A 17341-nucleotide genomic window follows, 5' to 3' on the forward strand; every position below is an offset into this window, starting at 1 on the left:
GTCAGGGGTATGTCGTCAATCACAAGCGGGTACGCCGGCTGATGGGCTTGGTTCACCATGGCGACCGTGGGCCCCAATATCTGTCCATCCGCTACACCGAGAGGCTCGCGGAAGCCGGCATTGAACCCTCGGTTGGCAGCGTCGGAGACAGCGACGACAATGCCCTGGCCGAAACGATCAACGGGCTGTTCAAGGCCGAGGTCATCCAGCGTCGCTGCCCCTGGCGCAGCGCCGGGGGCGTGGAATAAACCACCCTGGAATCGGTCGACGGGTTCAACAACCGACGCCTGCTCGCGCCCATCGGAAACATTCCGCCCGCGGAAGCTGCGGCCAACTTCTATGCTGCTCTGGAAACTACAGCCGAGGCAACGTGCGTCATAAATTCAGGCCTCTGGCAAACCCGGAGTGGTTCACAAAGCCAGGAACGGAAGGGTCATCCTCCAATCGTTCTGGAATTAACTGCCACCCAAACGCCAGTTGCCAACCATGTTCATCATGACTGTCGGGCATCAGATCCGGCGGACAAAGGCTGACAGCATTGATGTCAGATCAAGCGTGGCTGACTTTGGTTGAAAATGGCCAGCTTGTTTATCCTCCCCTCTACGTCGTGACCACCTGATTGATCAAAGCGTGATCTTGATTGCCGTTTCAACGTGCATTGTTGTAGCGGGTCGTCTGCTGAAGGATTGGGCCATCAATCTCGCCCAGCACCTGCCAGGCCAGAGCGGTCAACCGGGTCATATCCCCATTCAGCGCCTGTCGACAGGCCTCCTCAAGAGCCACCATCCGCTCTGGCGTGCGCTCGGCCAGCCGGTCGAGCGACCAGTTCCCCGGCAAGTACCAGTCACGCGCCTGTCCAGCACTGATTACCAGCACCATTTCCACAAGATTGATCAGCCCAAGCATGGTCTGCACCGGCCCCTTACCGGCATGCAGATCCATGAAACGGTTGGTGGCGGTGCCGCGCAGATTCTCGATAAGGCGGGGATCTGGTGGCAACGGTCCCAGTTCCAGAATGGACCGCGCCTCCGCCTGTAGGCGGTTGAACAGGTTCTCATCACCTGTCAGGAGCGAGGCATGGTCCAGTGCGTTGGCGATGAACGGATATTGCCGGCGATCCTGGCGGGGACGCACCAGCAATTCATAAAAACTGTTCGTGTCAAACAGATTGCATTCCAGGGGCACGCCTTCAAAAATCAAACTGCGCTTTTCTGACACTCTGCCAGAGGCGACAATGACATAAAGATCGATGTCGGACAGCGCACCCACCGTGCCACGCGCTACGGAACCGAACAGGAAGGCCATGGCAACATCCTTAAATTCCCGCCGGACATAACTATGGGCAATGTCCCGCAGTTCCGATGAACCAAGGCGGCCGGAAATGCTGTCCGCCCGCAAGCTGCCCAACTGGTCGAGGAAGGCTGTCCTGGTCTGTTCATCCAGCAGGTTTGCGTATGTCATCAAACTCTTCCTTCACCGGGGGGAATGGAACCGATAAGCGCCGGAAGGCGCGTTAGGGCATGTGTCAGCATCTGCAACAGGAAGGCGACCCAGGCACTCCATTGGCCGGCCTGTGTGATCTGCCGCAGGCGGTAATCGTGATAAGTGCGGTTGGACCAGACCACGAGATCGATCGGCAGTTGGGACAGATCACGGTCCAGGCAGGCACCGATCCCGGCCAGCAACAGGCGGCGGCTGGTGCGGCCGTTGCCATCGGCGAACGGGTGCAGGAAATTGATCGAGGCATAGCAGGCCGCCAGCAATGCCAGATTGCCGGCAGCGACCGCGCGATTGGCCTGCGCCATCAGCAAGGCCATCCCCTCTTCCAGCAACGGCGCGGGTGGTGCCTGGAAATCAATGCTCTCATCCGCCCGCCGCAGCGCAATGGAATCCTTGCGGATGCCCGACAGGGTTCCCGGCAGAAGTGCCGCCTGCAAAGCCACCAGATCGCGGGACATCGCCTGCCCGGTCTTGAGGCGCAAACCTAGGGTCCGCAGGGCATCTGTCACGGCGGGCATATCGGGGCGCGCGATCCGCGCGGCGATTTCTACGCTGATCGGTGCCCGCTGGATGCGACCGGCCGGAATCTGCGCAACCCTGTCGATCGGCAGGATCAGTTCCGGCCATAAGGGCGCGGGCAGACAGGGCGGCAGGTCTGCCAGCAAGGGTGCCGTCTGCCGCACAGCCTGTACCAGTTCGGCCTGAAGACGCGGGTGGTCACCCCCCCACTCGGCGATATGGGCCAGGGCTTCCAAGTGTCGCTGCCGGTCAAACCCCGGCGGAATACCGGTATTAGCGGACACGGTTGAGCCTGCCCCCGGTCAGTTGGTAAACCTGCGCGGCGCGGCGCAGTGCCGCTTCGCGATGGGCGACGATCACTGTGGTCATGTGCAGAGAGGCGATATTGTCGACAATCTTTGCCTCGGTCTGCGGATCCAGATTGGACGTCGCCTCATCCAGGATCAAAATCTGCGGCATCTGATAGAGGCAGCGGGCAATCAGCAAACGCTGACGCTGGCCCGCCGACAATCCGACGCCCGCCTCCCCCACCAGCGTGTCGTATCGCATCTGCATATTCCTGATATCATCATCCAGCGCCGCCATGCTGGCGGCCCAGTGCACGCGCGGCAGGTCCGGTTCGTCCTCGAACAGCGAGATATTGTCCAAAATGGTGCCGGCAAAGGGTGTTTCGCCTTGCATCACCACCGCCATGCGATGGGGCATCAGATGCCGGGTGGTGGGGGTGATACGGTCACGGTCCAGACGTATTTCCCCCGCTGTCGGGGCGCGCAGCCCCAGCAAGAGGTTGAGCAAGGTCGTCTTGCCGGCACCGGAGGATCCGACGATGCCCACGGTCTCACCCGGCTGAATTTCCAGGGAAATATCCTGGAACAGCCACGGCAGATGGGGTGCGTAACGAAAAGAGCAGCGGTCAAGAGTGAGACCGATCTGGCCTTCCGTCTTACCCGGCCGGTGGGCCGCACCGGCGGCTCCGGCCATATTGCCTGCCGTGAGCGGCTCTGCCACGAATTCTGCCACGCGCCCGACATGGGCGGCTGTGGTGGTCAGATCGACGATGGCAGATTCCAGCTTCGAAACTTTGCCGGTCAGTTGTCCCATGAAGGCCATATAAGCCACCAGCATGCCGACGCTCATGGTTTTATCATCCACAGACTGCACGCCAAGCGCCAAAACGGCCGCCGTTTGGACCAGCGTCAGCGCCTCGGTTGAGACCATCAAGGCGAGATTGCCCATCGCCGCACGCTCACCAGCATGCATGGAGTCGAACACCCGGCGCCCCCAGCGAGCGTGCACCATGCTTTCCAGCCCGAAGATGCGCAGCGGCACAATGTTGCGGATGGCCTCTAGCAGTAGTGAACTTTCCGCCGAGGCGGCAACAGACGCCTCATTGGTCAGAATCTTCATGCGGCGACCGATGATGCGCACCAGAATGAGTTTCGCCGCGACCACCGCCACCACGATCACTGTGCTCCACAGGTCATAGAGAGCCATGATCACCAGGAGCACCACCGACATCAGCCCTTCGGAAAGGGAGGTAACGACATTGTCCGTCAGGGTGCGCTGGATCTGCCGCAGTGGCGACAGCCGGGTCAGAATGTCGCCCGTTGATCGTTCCTCGAAGAAGGTGGTAGGCAGCCGCAGCAGGCGATAGACAATCCAGTTCATCAGGTCCAGCGACGCCGTGGTGCCGAGCGATACCGAGAAAAGACCCCGCGCGGCCATGGTCAGCAGCGACATCACAGCGACGATCGCAAAGACGACGAACATGGATGCCACCAGGTCGTGCCGCCCCCGCAAGATCACATCATCAATCAGGACTTGGCTGAACAGCGGCAGCCCCAAGGTCAGCAACTGCAACACAAGCGACAGGCCGATCAACAACGGAATGCCACCCTGCATGGTCAGGGTGCGGGTCAACAGGGTGGCGACATTGAATTCCGATCCCGTCCTACCGGCCTTCGCAGCAGCGGGTTCGAAATGCGGTGATGGCCGCACCAGCATGACGAAGCCGGTGAAATGGTCGGAGATGACCGCCCATGGCACCCGCCTTTCGCCGATGGCGGGATCATGTATCCAGGCATAGCGGCGCGATGCCCGCACCAGCACCACAAAATGGCGCATGTCCCAGTGCAGCACCGCCGGCAGCCGGATGCTTTTCAAATGCTCCAGTTCCAGGCGGTACGGTTCGCATTCCAGACCGTGATCCGTGGCAATGGCCATCATCTGCCGCAGGGTCGTACCCCGGAACGAAGTCGGGGTGGCGCGCCGCAGATCGGCGAGCGATACAGCGCGACCGAAGGAGGCGAAGATCATCGACAGGCAGGCTAATCCGCACTCGCTCGGCTCAGACTGCAAGATGACCGGAGTTCTCGGCATGATGGGTCCTGATGGTTTGGAATGCCGCTTGTCAGGCTTGTGGTGTCGGCGTTTCGGGCCGCAGCCCATAACGCTTCATCATCTCCCGCAGCATGAAGGCCATGGGGTCGATGAGGCGCAGCAGCAGCGGCCGCACGCTCATCACGATCTCGCCGTTCAGGGTCATGCCAGGCTTCAGGTCGATCACACGGCCCCGCACCATGAACGGTTCCGTCAGGCGGACCCGAATACGGTAGGCGGGGTTCGTGCGATCCATCCATTCCGGCAGATAGCTGGGCGGCACCAGGGCTTGGGATACGACGCGGACTTCACCGGAAATGGACCCGAACAGGTGGGCCGGAAACGCATCCAGTCGAAGTGATACCGGCATGGCAGCTTCCACGGCGCCGATGCTGTCGCTGCGGACGAACAGATCGACCTCCAGCGGATCATCGGGCACCACCATGGTCAGCACGGGCTTGTCCGGTGCCACGGGTGCGCCGCGATTGACGCTGATGGAGGCCACGATCCCATCATAGGGGGCGGTGATGCTGATGGCCTGATCGGTATCGATATCGACCAGCTTTTCCTTCAGTTCCGCAATTTCCTGGTTGATCAGTGCCGCGTTCATGTCGACGCGGGCGCGCGCCTCGCTGATTTCGGGATCAAGCTGCTGGAGATGCAGGGCCAGCGTCCGCAGGCTGTTGCGCCGGTCGCGCAGGTCGACTTCTGCCTTCAGCAGATCCGTTTGCGCCTTCTCTGTCTGCAAGGCGGTTGAGTTGCCCGCCTGGCGCAGCACGCCCGCGCGTTCCATCTGCACCCGCAGGATTTCGACCACCTGCCCTTGCTGTTCTACCGCCTGGCGGGCGATTTCAATACGGTCGGGCAACGTCAGCCGCTCCTGCTCCAGCCGCAGGACCGTTGCCAGATCAATGTCGCGCTGCCGTGCGGCCCGCTGTTCCAGTTGGGATATCTGGGCCCGCAATTCCTGAAAACGGGAACTGGCGGCACTGACACCCTTGGAGCCATGGAGATCGATGGTCACCACCGCCAGGACCTCGCCGGCCTTTACGGCCTGCCCTTCATGCACCCGCAGTTCGGTGATGGTGCCACGGACGCTGGAAAGGACGCGGCCAATACCGCCGACCGGCACCACTTCCCCCGGCGCTGTGACCACTTCGGAAAAAGGTGCTGCGGACAGACCGAGGATGAGGGCAAACCCCAGGGTCAACATCCACTTGCCAAAGATACGCTTGGGACGGGGATCGAAGAAGGTCTCCGACCCCCAGGTGAGAAAGCGCCGCGCCTCGGCCACCTCGCGGCGGAAGCCTACCGGCTGTTCGGGCAGGGCCGACGATGCCGTCGCCTCGGGGTGGCCAGATGGGGGGTGCGGGGAATGCGCCGGTTTGCGGATGTCTGTCATGCTCATGGGCGGGTCCCGGCATGGATCATGCGCAATGGCGCCGGATCAACCGCGGCGGCGGACACCGCCCGTCCCAGACAGCGGCTAAGAAACCTGTCCTGCATGTCGACAGCAGCAATCGTCGCCTTGGGGTCTGTGAAGGAATGCCCCTCATCCGGCGCCACGGCGAGGGTGACCAGGGCCGGGTTCACGCGGCGCAGAGCGTCGGCATAGAGGTTCACGTCATCCAATGGCGCGCGCGGGTCCCTCCCCCCATGGATCAGCAGCACGGGTGCCTTCACCTTGTCCACGCGTGCGATCGGCGACAGGGCCGTCAACTGCTGGCGGACGGACGGGTCGTCGAAATCACCCAGCGCCCTTTTCAACTGCGCCTTGGAGGAACGTTCCGCCGCCGCATATTTCGGGGCGAAACTGCCCAGGTCCACGGCGGCAGCGATGGCAATCGTGCAGCGCGGCGGCAGTTCATTCTGGCTGGCCAGCATCAAGGCGGCATAGCCGCCATAACTTCCCCCGACGAAGACGGGCGGGGCCGGATCGACACCCGGCTGGTCCAAGGCCCACCTTGTCCCATCGATGATATCGGTCAGCATGGCGCCGGCCCATTGCCCATCCCCCGCCCGGGTAAAGCCGACGCCAAAGCCCGTCGATCCGCGAAAATTGACCCGCAACACCGCATAGCCCCGAGCCGCCAACCAATGCAGTGTCCGGTCATAATCAAACCGGTCGCGACGCCAGGGGCCGCCATGGATCAGCACCACCAGTGGCGCCTTGCCCGGACGGTCTGGCAGCGTCAGGTAAACCGGCAGGGACAGGCCGTCACGGGCCTTGACCCAGGTGGCAACCTGACGGGCCGGCATGGGCGGCCCCGGCATCTCCGCCAGCGGCACCGACCATTGCCGGCTTTCAGGCCGATAGAGGAAATAGGTGGCGGGACGGTCCGCATAACGACGCTTGATCAGCCAAACTCCGTTGCGGGCACGGGCGGCGATTTCAGCAAAGCCGTCATCCACCTTCAAGCCGGCCAGCAGATCGGCCATGGTTGGATCAACAACCTTACGTTCCGGCAGCAGGCTTTCCTGAACATAGGTCAGCAGGGTCGGTTCATCGCGCGCGAACAGCGGCGCTGTCACCTCATGATCGGGTGTCAGGATCACTGTCGGTGCGGCACCATCAAGGTCGAAGCCTGTCAAACCCGGAAACTCCTGGTCTGGCTGGGCGGTGCGGAAGATGGCGATCCGCCGGCCGGTCGCAGTACGCATCAGGGAGACCGGCTCGTTGGTGCCGGCGGTGCCAGCATCCACCAGAACCGCACCCGGTTCCCCTTCTGCTGTCAGGGCGATCCACTGCATCTTGCCGCCGCTGGCGATCTGCAGCGCCACGGCGGGCCGGCCCTGGTCATCGGCAACAAACCAGCCAAAATTGCCGCTGGGGGTGATATCAGTCGCCGGGGCGCTGCCTTTGCCAGAGATCCGCACCAGCCGGACGGGTGCCCCCTGCCGGGGGGTGTGCATCACTAGATAAGCACCGTCGCTGTCCGGTGTACCGGAAACCAGCCGTACCCGGCCCGGCAGATCGGGCGCCAGATCAGCCACGGATCGCCCCGCCATATCAACGGCATAGGTTCTATCGCCGCCGCTGGATGCCTCCACCGCGCGTAGGAAAAGCCGGCTGCCATCCTGTGCCCAGGTCATCGCCTGTACCCTGGTGGGCAGCTCGATGACAACCGGTGCCGCCTGAATGTTCCCGGTGTCCAGAATATGCAACACCGGCACATCGGCAACGGGGATGCGGGCGACACGAAGCCCATCGGGACTGAGCGACAGAAGGCCCGGTCCCGGAAGGGATAGGATGGCCCGGGGCGACGTCAGATCATCCGCAATTGCAACCTGCATGCTGGATACACCCATACCCAGTGAAAGAACCAGAAGCTTAAGAAGCGACCGCATGCACTGGCTCCTTTGGCTCGCGTGGTTTCAGCGCTTCCTGCAAACGCTCAAACGGCAGGCCGGAATTCAGCAGATAGGCGGCAACATGCCCGTAGAAATAGCGCAAATCGGCACAGATGACGCTCTCATTCGCAAAGCCCGTTTCCTTTGCATGCCGGTTAACCAGCCGCCCGCCACGGCACACATTGGACCAGTGGCAATCGTTGCAGGCTGGAGCCAGATTGACAAAAGCGTCGGACATTTCCCGCATATAGGGAAGTGCCATGAAGTCCTTCAGAGTGATATTACTGACAGAGTTTCCCGATGAAAACCAGTCACCATGGGCGGCGCGCAGCGTATCGTCGGGATTGACCTCGCCATTGCTGGAAATGGTCAACGCGCAGTAGTTCTGCATGATGTCGGTTTCAAGCCGCTGCATGCCCGCCCGTCCAAAGGCCAGACGCATCATGTTCTGCCGGAAAAAGCGGACATGGATCGCTGGGTTGTCATCCGCCGTCCATTCATCGAACGCTTCTGTCAGGAAACGGCCAAACTGCCCCACCTGATCGGCCGGCAGCGTGTCGTGGGTTTCCAGCGGCAGCAGGAAATCGATCCCACGCGCACCCAGTTCATCGACAAAGTGACGATAAACCTCGCGCCCACTGAATTCCGGATTGATCACACAAAGCATGCCGGGTGTGCGGATACGTCCGGCGGCAGCGGCATCGCGCAGCAACCGCCATCCGGCAACAGTGGCGGCATAGGTGCCGCGGCCCTGATGATCCACTCGATACCGGTCATTTAACGCCGGGGGGCCATCCAGGCTGACGCCGACCACAAAATCGTAGCGTGAGAATATTTCCAGCCACTCATCGTCGACCAGGGTGGCATTGGTCTGAATCTTCAAAACAAGATCAGCAACTGGGCTGATGATCGCACGGAACGTTTCACAGGCGTCGATGAATGACTCTTTCCTCAGCAGCATGGGCTCGCCGCCATGGAAATCCACCACCACCTGCTCAGCCCCTAGATCCAAAGCACCCTGTGCCAGAAAATGAGCGATCTCCTTCACCACTTTTGGCTTCATGATGGCGGGGTGAAGTTCATAATCCTTGTTATGCTTGTTGAAAAAATAGCAGTAGGTACAATCGATGTTACAGCGTTCTGTCGTCTTTATAATGCATTCAATCCGTCGTGTGCTTCTCTTGCGAATTTCATTCATGATCGCCTCGCGTCGGAAGGAGTGCAGGCTTTCACCTGCACTCCCGGCCACTCGAACCCCCGGTCAGCAGGCGACCGGCAGGAACAGGACTTAGCGCGACCAGCTCAGGTCGAAGCTCAGATCAAAGCTCAGGTCGAAGCTCAGATCGAAGCTCAGGTCAAAGCTGGCATCATCGCCGCCATATACGTCGTCGAGCATCGACGAGGTGAGCCGGGTAGCCGGCAGGCTGTTGCCTGACATTGACGGCACCCAACCATGTTGCGCGAGTTCAGACTGAAGTGTCTGCATATTCGTTTACTCCCTGCCCATAGAAAAACCACCAATGTTTGGTGGCTATAAAAAGCTACATGAACAATTTTTCTATTGGTAGAGAGTCCATGATTTGTATGATTAACATGTAGATTCATATTATGATGAATTTTACGGGAATTTTTTTTCCATTATAGATTATGTATCAAGCACTAAATAGAATTTGTCATATTACGATGATGCAGTACCGAAATCTTGCCAGAGAATTCCCAGGGAATACGATTGAACCCTCTCTCAAATTAACACCCACCTACGAATTTGATTTGATTAAGCGCTGTTCGACCAGTTGCTTTTTGTTAATAAAGTAAACATGCCATTCAATTAATAGTGGCTAACACAAAATATGAATCCTCCAATCATCGGTTAGACCTATCCAGAATCTCCCTGATGTTATCCTGCGACTCGGTGGTGTGAACTGATGATGTGTACAGCGCGAGTAATACTAGTTTGCGCTGGCGGAGACTCACGGGGAATTCCCAAAAGCGTGGGGATGTGAGCCTCGCTGGCGGTCAGGGAGAAATTTTCGGTCGTGTCCCGGGACGTGGTGTAGGAGCGCTGGCGCCGGTTCAGACCCTTAGGTCGGCGTAGCCGGCCGGAGGGTCTGAACCGGCGGGCAGTCATCGTGGTTCTTCGGTAAAGTCTGGTCACCACAACACAAGCCCAACCAAGGGTGACCACGATGACCGACGAGATGATGGTGGACTTGCATTGGAAAAGTGGAGAGCCATCATCCTAAAATTCGGGATTGATGGAGGATTTGATGGTTCGGGTAAAACAGGACAAGATCATGGCGGCCTTTAAGCAGGATGCGCTTCGTATTTTGTCGACAAGCGGTCGGACGGTGGCCGAAGTGGCCGCCGATCTTGGGATTGGGAAGTCGACACTGCAGCGATGGAAGTCGGACGCGGCGGAGACGGAACTTTTGTCTGGACCCCATCCGGACGTGGAGAAGGAACTGGCATGGCTTCGGCTTGAGAATAAGATTCTGCGTCAAGAGCGGGACTTATTAAAAAACGCGGCGGCCTTCTTCGCCAGGGAGACAAGTCGATGATCTACCGGCTCATCGACGCGAAGAAGGCGACAATACCGGTTCGCTGTAGCTATCGTTTATTGGGCGTGAGCAGTTCTGGCTATTATGCCTGGAAGCAACGGAAGCTCAGTCTTCAGAAATATGTGGACATGATACTGTTGGCGCATGTCAATCAGTACTTTACGCTTTCGCATGAAACTTACGGGAGCCCGCGTATGCACGCGGAGTTGAAGGCTGCCGGTCTGTCCTGCGGGCGGCACCGGATTGCCCGGCTGATGCGGGATAATGGACTGAAAGCGTTGATGAAACGGCGCTATAAGAAGACAACCGACAGTGGCCATGGCGGACCTGTGGCTCCCAACCTGCTGGATCAGGATTTCAGCACCGAGGGCTCGAACCAGAAATGGGGCGTCGATATTTCGTACATTTGGACGGCGGAAAGCTGGCTGCACCTTGCCGTGGCGATCGACCTCTACTCCCGCCGCGTGGTCGGCTGGGCGGTCAGCGACCGAATGAAGAAAGATCTGGCGATAACAAATTTGCAGCGTGCCATCGCCACGCGAAGACCAAAGCCCAGCTTTGTCCATCATTCGGACCGGGGAAACCAATATTGTTCAGATGAATATCAGAAAATCCTGAAAGCCCACGGCATGGAGATTTCTATGAGCGGCAAAGGAAATTGCTACGACAACGCCATGGTGGAGACGTTTTTTAAGACGCTGAAATCTGAACTCATCTGGAGAACGATTTTTCTGTCACGTTTGCAGGCAGAACGTGCCATTGGCACATTCATCGACGGGTTCTATAATCCAACGCGGCGGCACTCGGCTTTGGGCTACAAAAGCCCGATCCTGTTCGAGGCCGCCGCCTGACGGCGAGAAGATGGCTCTCCACTTTTCCAGGGCAAGTCCACAATGATGCTGGGCGCCGATTCAGGCGGGCCCCGATGTTGATACCAACACTCTGGAGGACAGCCGAACTGACCGCTACGCGCTGACGTAAGCCCATAAAGCCATCAAGGTGTCGCCATTTGACTTCAACGGTCAGGACATTTTCAGCGCCAGCTTGGAATCGCAGCCAAGCATCGCACTGACGGCGTCCCCCAGGGCGACGACAAACCCATCGGGGTCGATGGCGCGGCGGCGGTACTTGCTGCGCTTGACGTACCAGTCCTGCAACATCGGCTTGATGAGGGCGGCAGCCATGGTCGGGTCCTGTGGGCGGAAGAGGCCGGCCGCGATGCCGTCGGCGATGACATCCCGCAACTGGCCTTCGGTCCAGAGTTCGCTTTCAATGGCCATCTCACGACCTTGTTTGCTGAAGGCCTTCGCCTCCATGAAGGCGAAGACGAACCAGGGGCCCATGCGTTCGGTGAGATAGACATGCCGGGCGATCAGCGCCCGCAAGCGGTTATAGACGCTGCCCGTGGTAACGTCAGGGACTATCAGGACCTGCTGGATGGCGTCCACGACCTGCCCGAGGATCATCAGCAGCAGCGTATCCTTACTATCGAAATAACTGTAGAGCGCCCCCATCGACAGGCCTGACTGTTCGGACAGGTCACGCAATGACGTGGAATGAAAACCCTTGCGATTGGCCAGCGTCAGGGTGGTGTCGATGATGCGCACCAGATTGGCCACCGCCGTATCAGCCTTGCGCACCCGGATCGTGGCCTGATGGCGGTCAAGAATACGCCGGCACAGCGCCTCCATCGACAGGTCAAATTCCTGCTGAAACATGCGGTAACTGTCCATGCCCTATCCCCACCCTTCCCTGTTCATCGCATAGCATGAACACGCATTGCCCGCGACGCCGAAACAAAGTATATAGCGAGCGTTCGCTCGTTTTTTGAAAGGATCGAAAATGGATTTCGTGCTGCCGCCCGAACTGGAGGAGTATCGCCGCCGCGTCCGGGATTTTGTCGATGCCGAAATCCTGCCCGTGGAGGCCGACCGCGCCAATTGGGATGAGCATGAGAATATTGCAGAGGAGCCGTTGGCCACTCTGCGCACCAAGGCCAAGGCGGCAGGCCTGTGGACCTTGCAACTACCAAAGGAAGCTGGCGGTCAGGGATTGCCCTTCATCGGGCTTGCCGCCTGTTATGAAGAGATGAACCGATCCATTTTCGGCCCAGTCTGTTTCAACGCCGCCGCACCCGATGATGGCAATATGCGCCTGCTGAACCAAGTGGGGACAGAGGCACAGAAGCGGCGCTGGCTGGACCCGATTGTATCAGGCCAGGTGCGGTCTGCCTTCGCCATGACGGAGCCGCATCCTGGCGGCGGGTCGGACCCGACCATGATGCGCACCCGCGCCGAACGCCGCGATGGGCGCTGGGTCATCCATGGCCATAAATGGTTCATAACGGGTGCCGGCGTGGCACAGCATTTCATCCTGCTGGCACGTACCTCTGATGATCCGCGTAAAGGGCTGACTGCCTTCCTGTTCGACCGGGACCAGCCGGGTTGGCGCATCGAACGCCGCATCCCCATCATGGGGCCAGAGGAACATGGCGGCCATTGCGAGCTGATCTTCGACGGGCTAGAGATTGCGGACGAAAATGTCTTGATGAATGTCGGCGACGGTCTGAAGGCTACCCAGATCCGCCTGGGCCCTGCCCGCCTGACCCACTGCATGCGCTGGACCGGCCTTGCCAAGCGTTGTCTGGAGATCGCCGGTGCCTATGTGAAGGAGCGCCGCAGTTTCGGCATGCCACTGGCCGACCATGAGGGGGTGCAGTGGATGCTGGGCGAAACGGCCATGCAGATCGAAATCGCCCGCCTCTTGACCATGCGGGCGGCGGCGGAACTGGATCGGGGCCATTTCGCGCGCAAGGAAGTGTCGATGGCCAAGGTGCAGGTGGCCGATACCCTGTCACGTGCCGCCGATACCGCCATCCAGCTGTGCGGGGCACGCGGCTATTCCCGCGATACGGTTCTGGAATGGATTTACCGATATGCACGGCAATCGCGACTGGTCGATGGCGCGTCAGAGGTCCACAAGATGGTGCTGAGCCGGTCCTATCTGACGGAAGGTGACGGGTTCTGGGGGTGGTCGTGACCACACCACTTTCAGCGGAACCATTGACACCAGATCAGGTGCGCAGCCTCACAGAGTGGCTGACCCGACAGGCCGGCGCGCGGTCGGTGGTGGTGGGAAATGTGCGGCGGCTGTCCGGTGGTGCCATTTCCGTCAATCTGGCCATCGACCTGATGATCGAAGGCGGTGACGTGGCGGGCCCCTGTGCTGCGGTCTTGCGATCTGGATCGCCCAGCGGTGTCTCCGCCAGCCTGGACAAGGTGCGGGAAGCCGCGGTCCTGAAGGCCGCCTTCGACGCTGGCGTGATGGCCCCGGAACCGCTCTTCGTAGAAGCGACAGGCAATGTCCTGGGAGCCCCCTTCTACCTCATGCGCCGGGCCACGGGCCTGGCGGCCGGACACCGGTTGGTCAAGGCCCCTACCGTCCCGGCGCTGGCGTATGAGTTGGGCAGACAGTTGGGCCGCCTGCACGCCATCCGTCCCGGTGCGCCGGGCCTGGATTTCCTGCCCATGCCCACGAACAGCATCGTGGATGAGTGCCTGAACGCCTATCGTGACTGGCTGGGTGATGTGGCGGGGAAGGACCCGGTCTTGGCCTATGCCCTGCGCTGGCTGGACCGACGCCGCCCGGCCATGGGCGATCTGGTTCTGTCGCACCGTGATTACCGAACCGGCAATTACATGGTCGATGATGGGCGGCTGACAGCCATCATCGACTGGGAATTTGCCGGCTGGTCTGACGCGATGGAGGATATCGGCTGGTTCTGCGCCGCTTGCTGGCGGTTTGGTCAGCGCGCGCGGGAGGCCGGTGGTATCGGCAACCGGGCCGATTTCTACGCCGGTTATGAACAGGCGTCGGGCCGCAGCATCGATCATACCGCAGTTGGCTGGTGGGAGGTGATGGCGCATCTGCGCTGGGCCGCCATCGCGGTACAGCAGGCGATGCGCCATGTCTCCGGCGCGGAGCCATCGCTGGAACTAGCCCTGACCGGTCGGATGGTGACAGAGATCAGCTATGACATGCTGCAGCAGATCGACCGGATGGAAGGTGGCGCATGACCCCAGAACTGCCCGACGCCGGAAACCTGCTGGAAACGGCCTTGAACAGCCTGCGGACCGACCTTTTGCCCTACCTGCCCGACCATGCCCGCTACACCGGCCTGATGGTCGCCAATGCCTTGAGTATCGCCCTGCGTGACCTGCGCGCGGAGCCGGCACGGGCAGAGATGGAAGCCGCCATGACCCGTCTGATCGGTCGCAATGACGCGACAACCCTGTGTCGCGCCATCCAGGCCGGCAGATTTGACGCACCGGACCACGACAGCGCCCTTCGCCTGAACCTGCTGTTGATCACCAAGGCACGGCTGTCGATCAATAATCCGAAAGCCCTTGGCTGACCCTGCCCTTTGAGGCCCGTTGACGGCGGCCGGCCATGCACATACAGTGACCAATGACTCATCATTCATAATAATGCGGCGACAGGCCGCCGATTGAACAGCGGAGGATGCAACCCATGTCCGTGATCAATACCCAGCCGCCCCGACCCGCCGTCGAGCCCTCGCCGCCGCCGCCAATCCTGCGCGGCGACCCGATTACAGGCAACCGCTACACCAGCCGGGACTTCATGGCGCTGGAATGGGAGCGGATGTGGACACGTGTCTGGCATATTGGTGGCTGGGCGGCCGACCTGCCGCAGCCGGGTGATTACATCACGCACGCCATCGGGCAGGAAAGCATTCTGATGGTGCGGCAGGAGGATGGGTCGGTCGCCGCCTTCTACAATGTCTGCCCCCACCGCGGAAACCGGCTGGTGCATGGCGATCTGGGCCATGCCAAGGTTTTCACCTGCTCGTACCATTCCTGGCAGTTTGACCGGGCAGGCACCACCTGCCGCGTTCAGGACCCCGACGATTTCCCGCAGGGAAATCCCTGTGGCAAAGTCCGCCTGTCGGCCATCAAGTGCGAGGTCTGGGGCGGGTTTGTTTGGTTCAACATGGACCCCAACGCTCCGCCGCTGCGCCAATTTCTCGACCCTGTCGCCCCGCAATTTGACAAATACAGCATGGATGGTCAGGTTCGCGTCTTGTACCTGACGGCGGAAGTGAATTGTAACTGGAAGATCATCCACGACAATTTCAACGAAAGTTACCATCTGCCGACCCTGCATCCTGAATTATCGACCTTCATCGAAGATGCCTACCAGGACACGATGTTCGACCTGTACGCATCGGGCCACAACCGGATGCGGATGAAGGGCGGGCTGCCTTCCTTACGCGCACACAGCGTGACCGATGTAGCGCAGCCGTTGGACGATATCCTGCGCACCTGGGACCTGGACCCGACCAGCTTTCAAGGGCATGCCCGCGATGCCCGCCAGGCCCTTCAGCAGCAGAAACGCCGCCTGGGCACGGGACGCGGCTTTGCCCATTATGATCTGCTGGATGATGACCAACTGACCGATTATCACCACTATACGCTGTTTCCCAACGTATCCCTGACCATGAGTGCGGATGGGTTCCAGCTGCTGCGGCCACAGCCGCACCCGACCGATCCGGAAAAATGCATTTTCGACCATTGGTTCATGGTGCCCGTCGTGCCGGGCCAGACAGAAGCGATGACCCCCGTGGGTCCCCGCCCCCTGGCTGAAGCCGAACATGAAATCTTCAAGCATGGCGAGCAGACACTGGGCTTCGTCGCCGATCAAGACCTGTCAATTGCCGTCGGACAGCAACTCGGCCTGCGGTCCCGTGGCTTCAAGGATGCCTATCTGACAGGGCAGGAGTCGCGGGTGCGCCGGTTCCATGAAATGATCAATGATTATATCGAAGGGCGGCGCTGATGCCGCTGCTCATGCCTCCACCGTTGCCTTCGCGCGGCGGCGTGGGGCGGGTTTTGGGGTGGGTTCCGGCACTGATGTCAGCTCCTGTGCAGCCAGAAGCGGGGCCAATGGCCCTGCTTTGAGGCCTGTCGCCACGAACCGCAGATAGGTATCAAGGATATCGGGCGACAGCGGCTTGATCTTGCCATCGACCGCGCAGAACCGCATCAGCAGGTAAGAGCGCGCGCCCATCAGCATGCTGGCCACCTGTTCCAGCTCAATATCGCTGTAAAGCGGCGGGTCCTGGTCCTTCAGGCTGCGCCGCAGCGAGCGGACATAGCGTTCGACCAGCATGCCGATATGGGCGCGGAAGGCAGTGGGGGCAAAAAGCTCCGCCTCCATCATCAGCCGATACATATAAGGGTGCGCCACCAGATAGGCAAAATTCGCCTCCAGGCCCCGCCGCTCCACCTCCAGCAAGGAGGTGGCGTTGCGCACAGCATCGCTGATCTTATCCAGCATGCGCGCGCCCAGCGTGGGCAGCAGCAGGTCAAACAATTCCTGCTGCGATTTGAAATGCAGGTAGAAGGTGCCATGCGCCACCTTGGCCTTGGCCGTCACCCGCGCGATGGAACAGCCGGCATAGCCATAACGACCGACAATCTTCGCCGCTGCCTCAATCAAGGCAAGCCGCGTCGCCTCATTCTTCTCCACCTTTTCGGCAGAAGGCTTTCGTTTGCGAACCTGTGCGCTTGCCCCCACCGTCGACACTCCCTGCCCCTCGAACCATCATCGGCCGGATATCGGCCTACCTCATCATTAAGGTAATGATAGCAAGGGTTGTGGCAAGGGTTCAATCCGGGGCAACCACGATGGAGAGGCCGGCCAACGTTGGCGTCACCGGGATTTGACAGGACAGGCGCGAGTCCGCCGTCACGTCGGGCAGATCGGCGAGCAAGGCCGCCTCATCCGCGCTGACCGGCGGCAATTGGCCGGGGGCCGCGTTTTGCACATAGATGTGACAGGTACCGCAGGACATGTTCCCGCCGCAGGTACCCTCCACCGACAGCCCGGCATTGCGGAGCGCGACCATCAGGCTGTCACCATCAGCGGCTGCAAGTGTGTGGGCGGTTCCGTCGCGATCTTTTGCCAGAATAGGGGGCATGACACTTCCTTGACTGACTTCTGATTCATCGATC

The 17341-nt window shown here is 60.4% G+C and carries 15 protein-coding genes and 1 pseudogene; 6 read left to right on the top strand and 10 right to left on the bottom strand.

What is annotated here, in order from left to right:
- Positions 1 to 44: 44 nt before the first annotated feature.
- A pseudogene (locus CHU95_RS22900) lies at positions 45 to 533 on the top strand (hypothetical protein); the annotation flags it as partial.
- Positions 534 to 648: 115 nt separating this feature from the next.
- On the opposite strand, the gene CHU95_RS12615 reads toward CHU95_RS22900, so the two are convergent.
- From CHU95_RS12615 to CHU95_RS22095, 7 genes are all read right to left on the bottom strand, one after another.
- A complete protein-coding gene (locus tag CHU95_RS12615) occupies positions 649 to 1461 on the bottom strand; it encodes a nucleotidyltransferase domain-containing protein (RefSeq protein WP_094456686.1) in 813 nt (270 codons plus the stop codon).
- On the bottom strand, positions 1461 to 2303 hold the full coding sequence (locus CHU95_RS12620) for a Fic family protein (RefSeq protein ID WP_133065517.1): 843 nt from the start codon (positions 2301 to 2303) through the stop codon (positions 1461 to 1463). Before CHU95_RS12620 ends, CHU95_RS12615 begins: the two co-directional genes overlap by 1 nt.
- Complete coding sequence (locus tag CHU95_RS12625; RefSeq protein ID WP_165772147.1) at positions 2293 to 4398, bottom strand: peptidase domain-containing ABC transporter; 2106 nt, start codon at positions 4396 to 4398, stop codon at positions 2293 to 2295. The genes CHU95_RS12620 and CHU95_RS12625 overlap by 11 nt, the downstream gene beginning before the upstream one ends.
- Before the next feature lie 31 nt (positions 4399 to 4429).
- The gene (locus tag CHU95_RS12630) at positions 4430 to 5806 is read right to left on the bottom strand and encodes an HlyD family secretion protein (protein WP_094456689.1); all 1377 of its coding nucleotides are present in this window, start codon (positions 5804 to 5806) and stop codon (positions 4430 to 4432) included.
- Positions 5803 to 7746 (bottom strand): alpha/beta hydrolase family protein, encoded by a 1944-nt coding sequence (locus CHU95_RS12635; RefSeq protein WP_094456690.1) that lies wholly within the window; start codon positions 7744 to 7746, stop codon positions 5803 to 5805. The genes CHU95_RS12630 and CHU95_RS12635 overlap by 4 nt, the downstream gene beginning before the upstream one ends.
- Positions 7730 to 8947 (bottom strand): radical SAM protein, encoded by a 1218-nt coding sequence (locus CHU95_RS12640; RefSeq protein WP_094456691.1) that lies wholly within the window; start codon positions 8945 to 8947, stop codon positions 7730 to 7732. Before CHU95_RS12640 ends, CHU95_RS12635 begins: the two co-directional genes overlap by 17 nt.
- Positions 8948 to 9037: 90 nt before the next feature.
- Complete coding sequence (locus CHU95_RS22095) at positions 9038 to 9235, bottom strand: hypothetical protein (protein WP_133065518.1); 198 nt, start codon at positions 9233 to 9235, stop codon at positions 9038 to 9040.
- Positions 9236 to 10016: 781 nt separating this feature from the next.
- Between CHU95_RS22095 and CHU95_RS12645 the strand changes: the two genes are divergently transcribed.
- A protein-coding gene (locus CHU95_RS12645; RefSeq protein WP_094456769.1) for an IS3 family transposase occupies positions 10017 to 11158 on the top strand; the annotation gives its coding sequence in 2 pieces (ribosomal slippage) (positions 10017 to 10275 and positions 10275 to 11158; 1143 coding nt in all).
- Positions 11159 to 11329: 171 nt separating this feature from the next.
- On the opposite strand, the gene CHU95_RS12650 is transcribed toward CHU95_RS12645, so the two are convergent.
- The gene (locus tag CHU95_RS12650) at positions 11330 to 12040 is read right to left on the bottom strand and encodes a TetR/AcrR family transcriptional regulator (RefSeq protein ID WP_094456692.1); all 711 of its coding nucleotides are present in this window, start codon (positions 12038 to 12040) and stop codon (positions 11330 to 11332) included.
- A 109-nt stretch (positions 12041 to 12149) separates the two neighbouring features.
- Between CHU95_RS12650 and CHU95_RS12655 the strand changes: the two genes are divergently transcribed.
- The 4 genes from CHU95_RS12655 (at position 12150) to CHU95_RS12670 (ending at position 16163) form a co-directional block, all read left to right on the top strand.
- Positions 12150 to 13346 carry an acyl-CoA dehydrogenase family protein gene (locus tag CHU95_RS12655; RefSeq protein ID WP_094456693.1) on the top strand — a complete coding sequence of 399 codons (1197 nt, stop codon included), beginning with the start codon at positions 12150 to 12152 and terminating at the stop codon, positions 13344 to 13346.
- Complete coding sequence (locus CHU95_RS12660) at positions 13343 to 14383, top strand: phosphotransferase family protein (RefSeq protein WP_245838206.1); 1041 nt, start codon at positions 13343 to 13345, stop codon at positions 14381 to 14383. Before CHU95_RS12655 ends, CHU95_RS12660 begins: the two co-directional genes overlap by 4 nt.
- Positions 14380 to 14721, top strand: a complete 342-nt coding sequence (locus CHU95_RS12665) for a DUF6285 domain-containing protein (protein WP_094456694.1) — start codon at positions 14380 to 14382, stop codon at positions 14719 to 14721. The genes CHU95_RS12660 and CHU95_RS12665 overlap by 4 nt, the downstream gene beginning before the upstream one ends.
- A gap of 116 nt (positions 14722 to 14837) precedes the next feature.
- Positions 14838 to 16163: an aromatic ring-hydroxylating oxygenase subunit alpha gene (locus tag CHU95_RS12670; RefSeq protein WP_094456771.1), complete on the top strand. Its 1326-nt coding sequence runs from the start codon at positions 14838 to 14840 to the stop codon at positions 16161 to 16163.
- A gap of 9 nt (positions 16164 to 16172) precedes the next feature.
- On the opposite strand, the gene CHU95_RS12675 is transcribed toward CHU95_RS12670, so the two are convergent.
- Positions 16173 to 16913 (bottom strand): TetR/AcrR family transcriptional regulator, encoded by a 741-nt coding sequence (locus CHU95_RS12675; RefSeq protein WP_094456695.1) that lies wholly within the window; start codon positions 16911 to 16913, stop codon positions 16173 to 16175.
- 82 nt (positions 16914 to 16995) lie between these two features.
- Positions 16996 to 17307: a 2Fe-2S iron-sulfur cluster-binding protein gene (locus tag CHU95_RS12680; protein ID WP_094456772.1), complete on the bottom strand. Its 312-nt coding sequence runs from the start codon at positions 17305 to 17307 to the stop codon at positions 16996 to 16998.
- Positions 17308 to 17341 lie beyond the last annotated feature (34 nt).

The sequence above is a fragment of the Niveispirillum lacus genome (genome assembly GCF_002251795.1).
Taxonomy (GTDB): domain Bacteria; phylum Pseudomonadota; class Alphaproteobacteria; order Azospirillales; family Azospirillaceae; genus Niveispirillum; species Niveispirillum lacus.

Excerpts from the sequence above, each read along its gene's own strand:
- CHU95_RS12615 (WP_094456686.1), bottom strand. The coding sequence starts at position 1,461 with ATGACATACGCAAACCTGCTGGATGAACAGACCAGGACAGCCTTCCTC.
- CHU95_RS12625 (WP_165772147.1), bottom strand. The coding sequence starts at position 4,398 with ATGCCGAGAACTCCGGTCATCTTGCAGTCTGAGCCGAGCGAGTGCGGA.
- CHU95_RS12630 (WP_094456689.1), bottom strand. The coding sequence starts at position 5,806 with ATGAGCATGACAGACATCCGCAAACCGGCGCATTCCCCGCACCCCCCA.
- CHU95_RS12635 (WP_094456690.1), bottom strand. The coding sequence starts at position 7,746 with ATGCGGTCGCTTCTTAAGCTTCTGGTTCTTTCACTGGGTATGGGTGTA.
- CHU95_RS12640 (WP_094456691.1), bottom strand. The coding sequence starts at position 8,947 with ATGAATGAAATTCGCAAGAGAAGCACACGACGGATTGAATGCATTATA.
- CHU95_RS22095 (WP_133065518.1), bottom strand. The coding sequence starts at position 9,235 with ATGCAGACACTTCAGTCTGAACTCGCGCAACATGGTTGGGTGCCGTCA.
- CHU95_RS12650 (WP_094456692.1), bottom strand. The coding sequence starts at position 12,040 with ATGGACAGTTACCGCATGTTTCAGCAGGAATTTGACCTGTCGATGGAG.
- CHU95_RS12655 (WP_094456693.1), top strand. The coding sequence starts at position 12,150 with ATGGATTTCGTGCTGCCGCCCGAACTGGAGGAGTATCGCCGCCGCGTC.
- CHU95_RS12665 (WP_094456694.1), top strand. The coding sequence starts at position 14,380 with ATGACCCCAGAACTGCCCGACGCCGGAAACCTGCTGGAAACGGCCTTG.
- CHU95_RS12670 (WP_094456771.1), top strand. The coding sequence starts at position 14,838 with ATGTCCGTGATCAATACCCAGCCGCCCCGACCCGCCGTCGAGCCCTCG.
- CHU95_RS12680 (WP_094456772.1), bottom strand. The coding sequence starts at position 17,307 with ATGCCCCCTATTCTGGCAAAAGATCGCGACGGAACCGCCCACACACTT.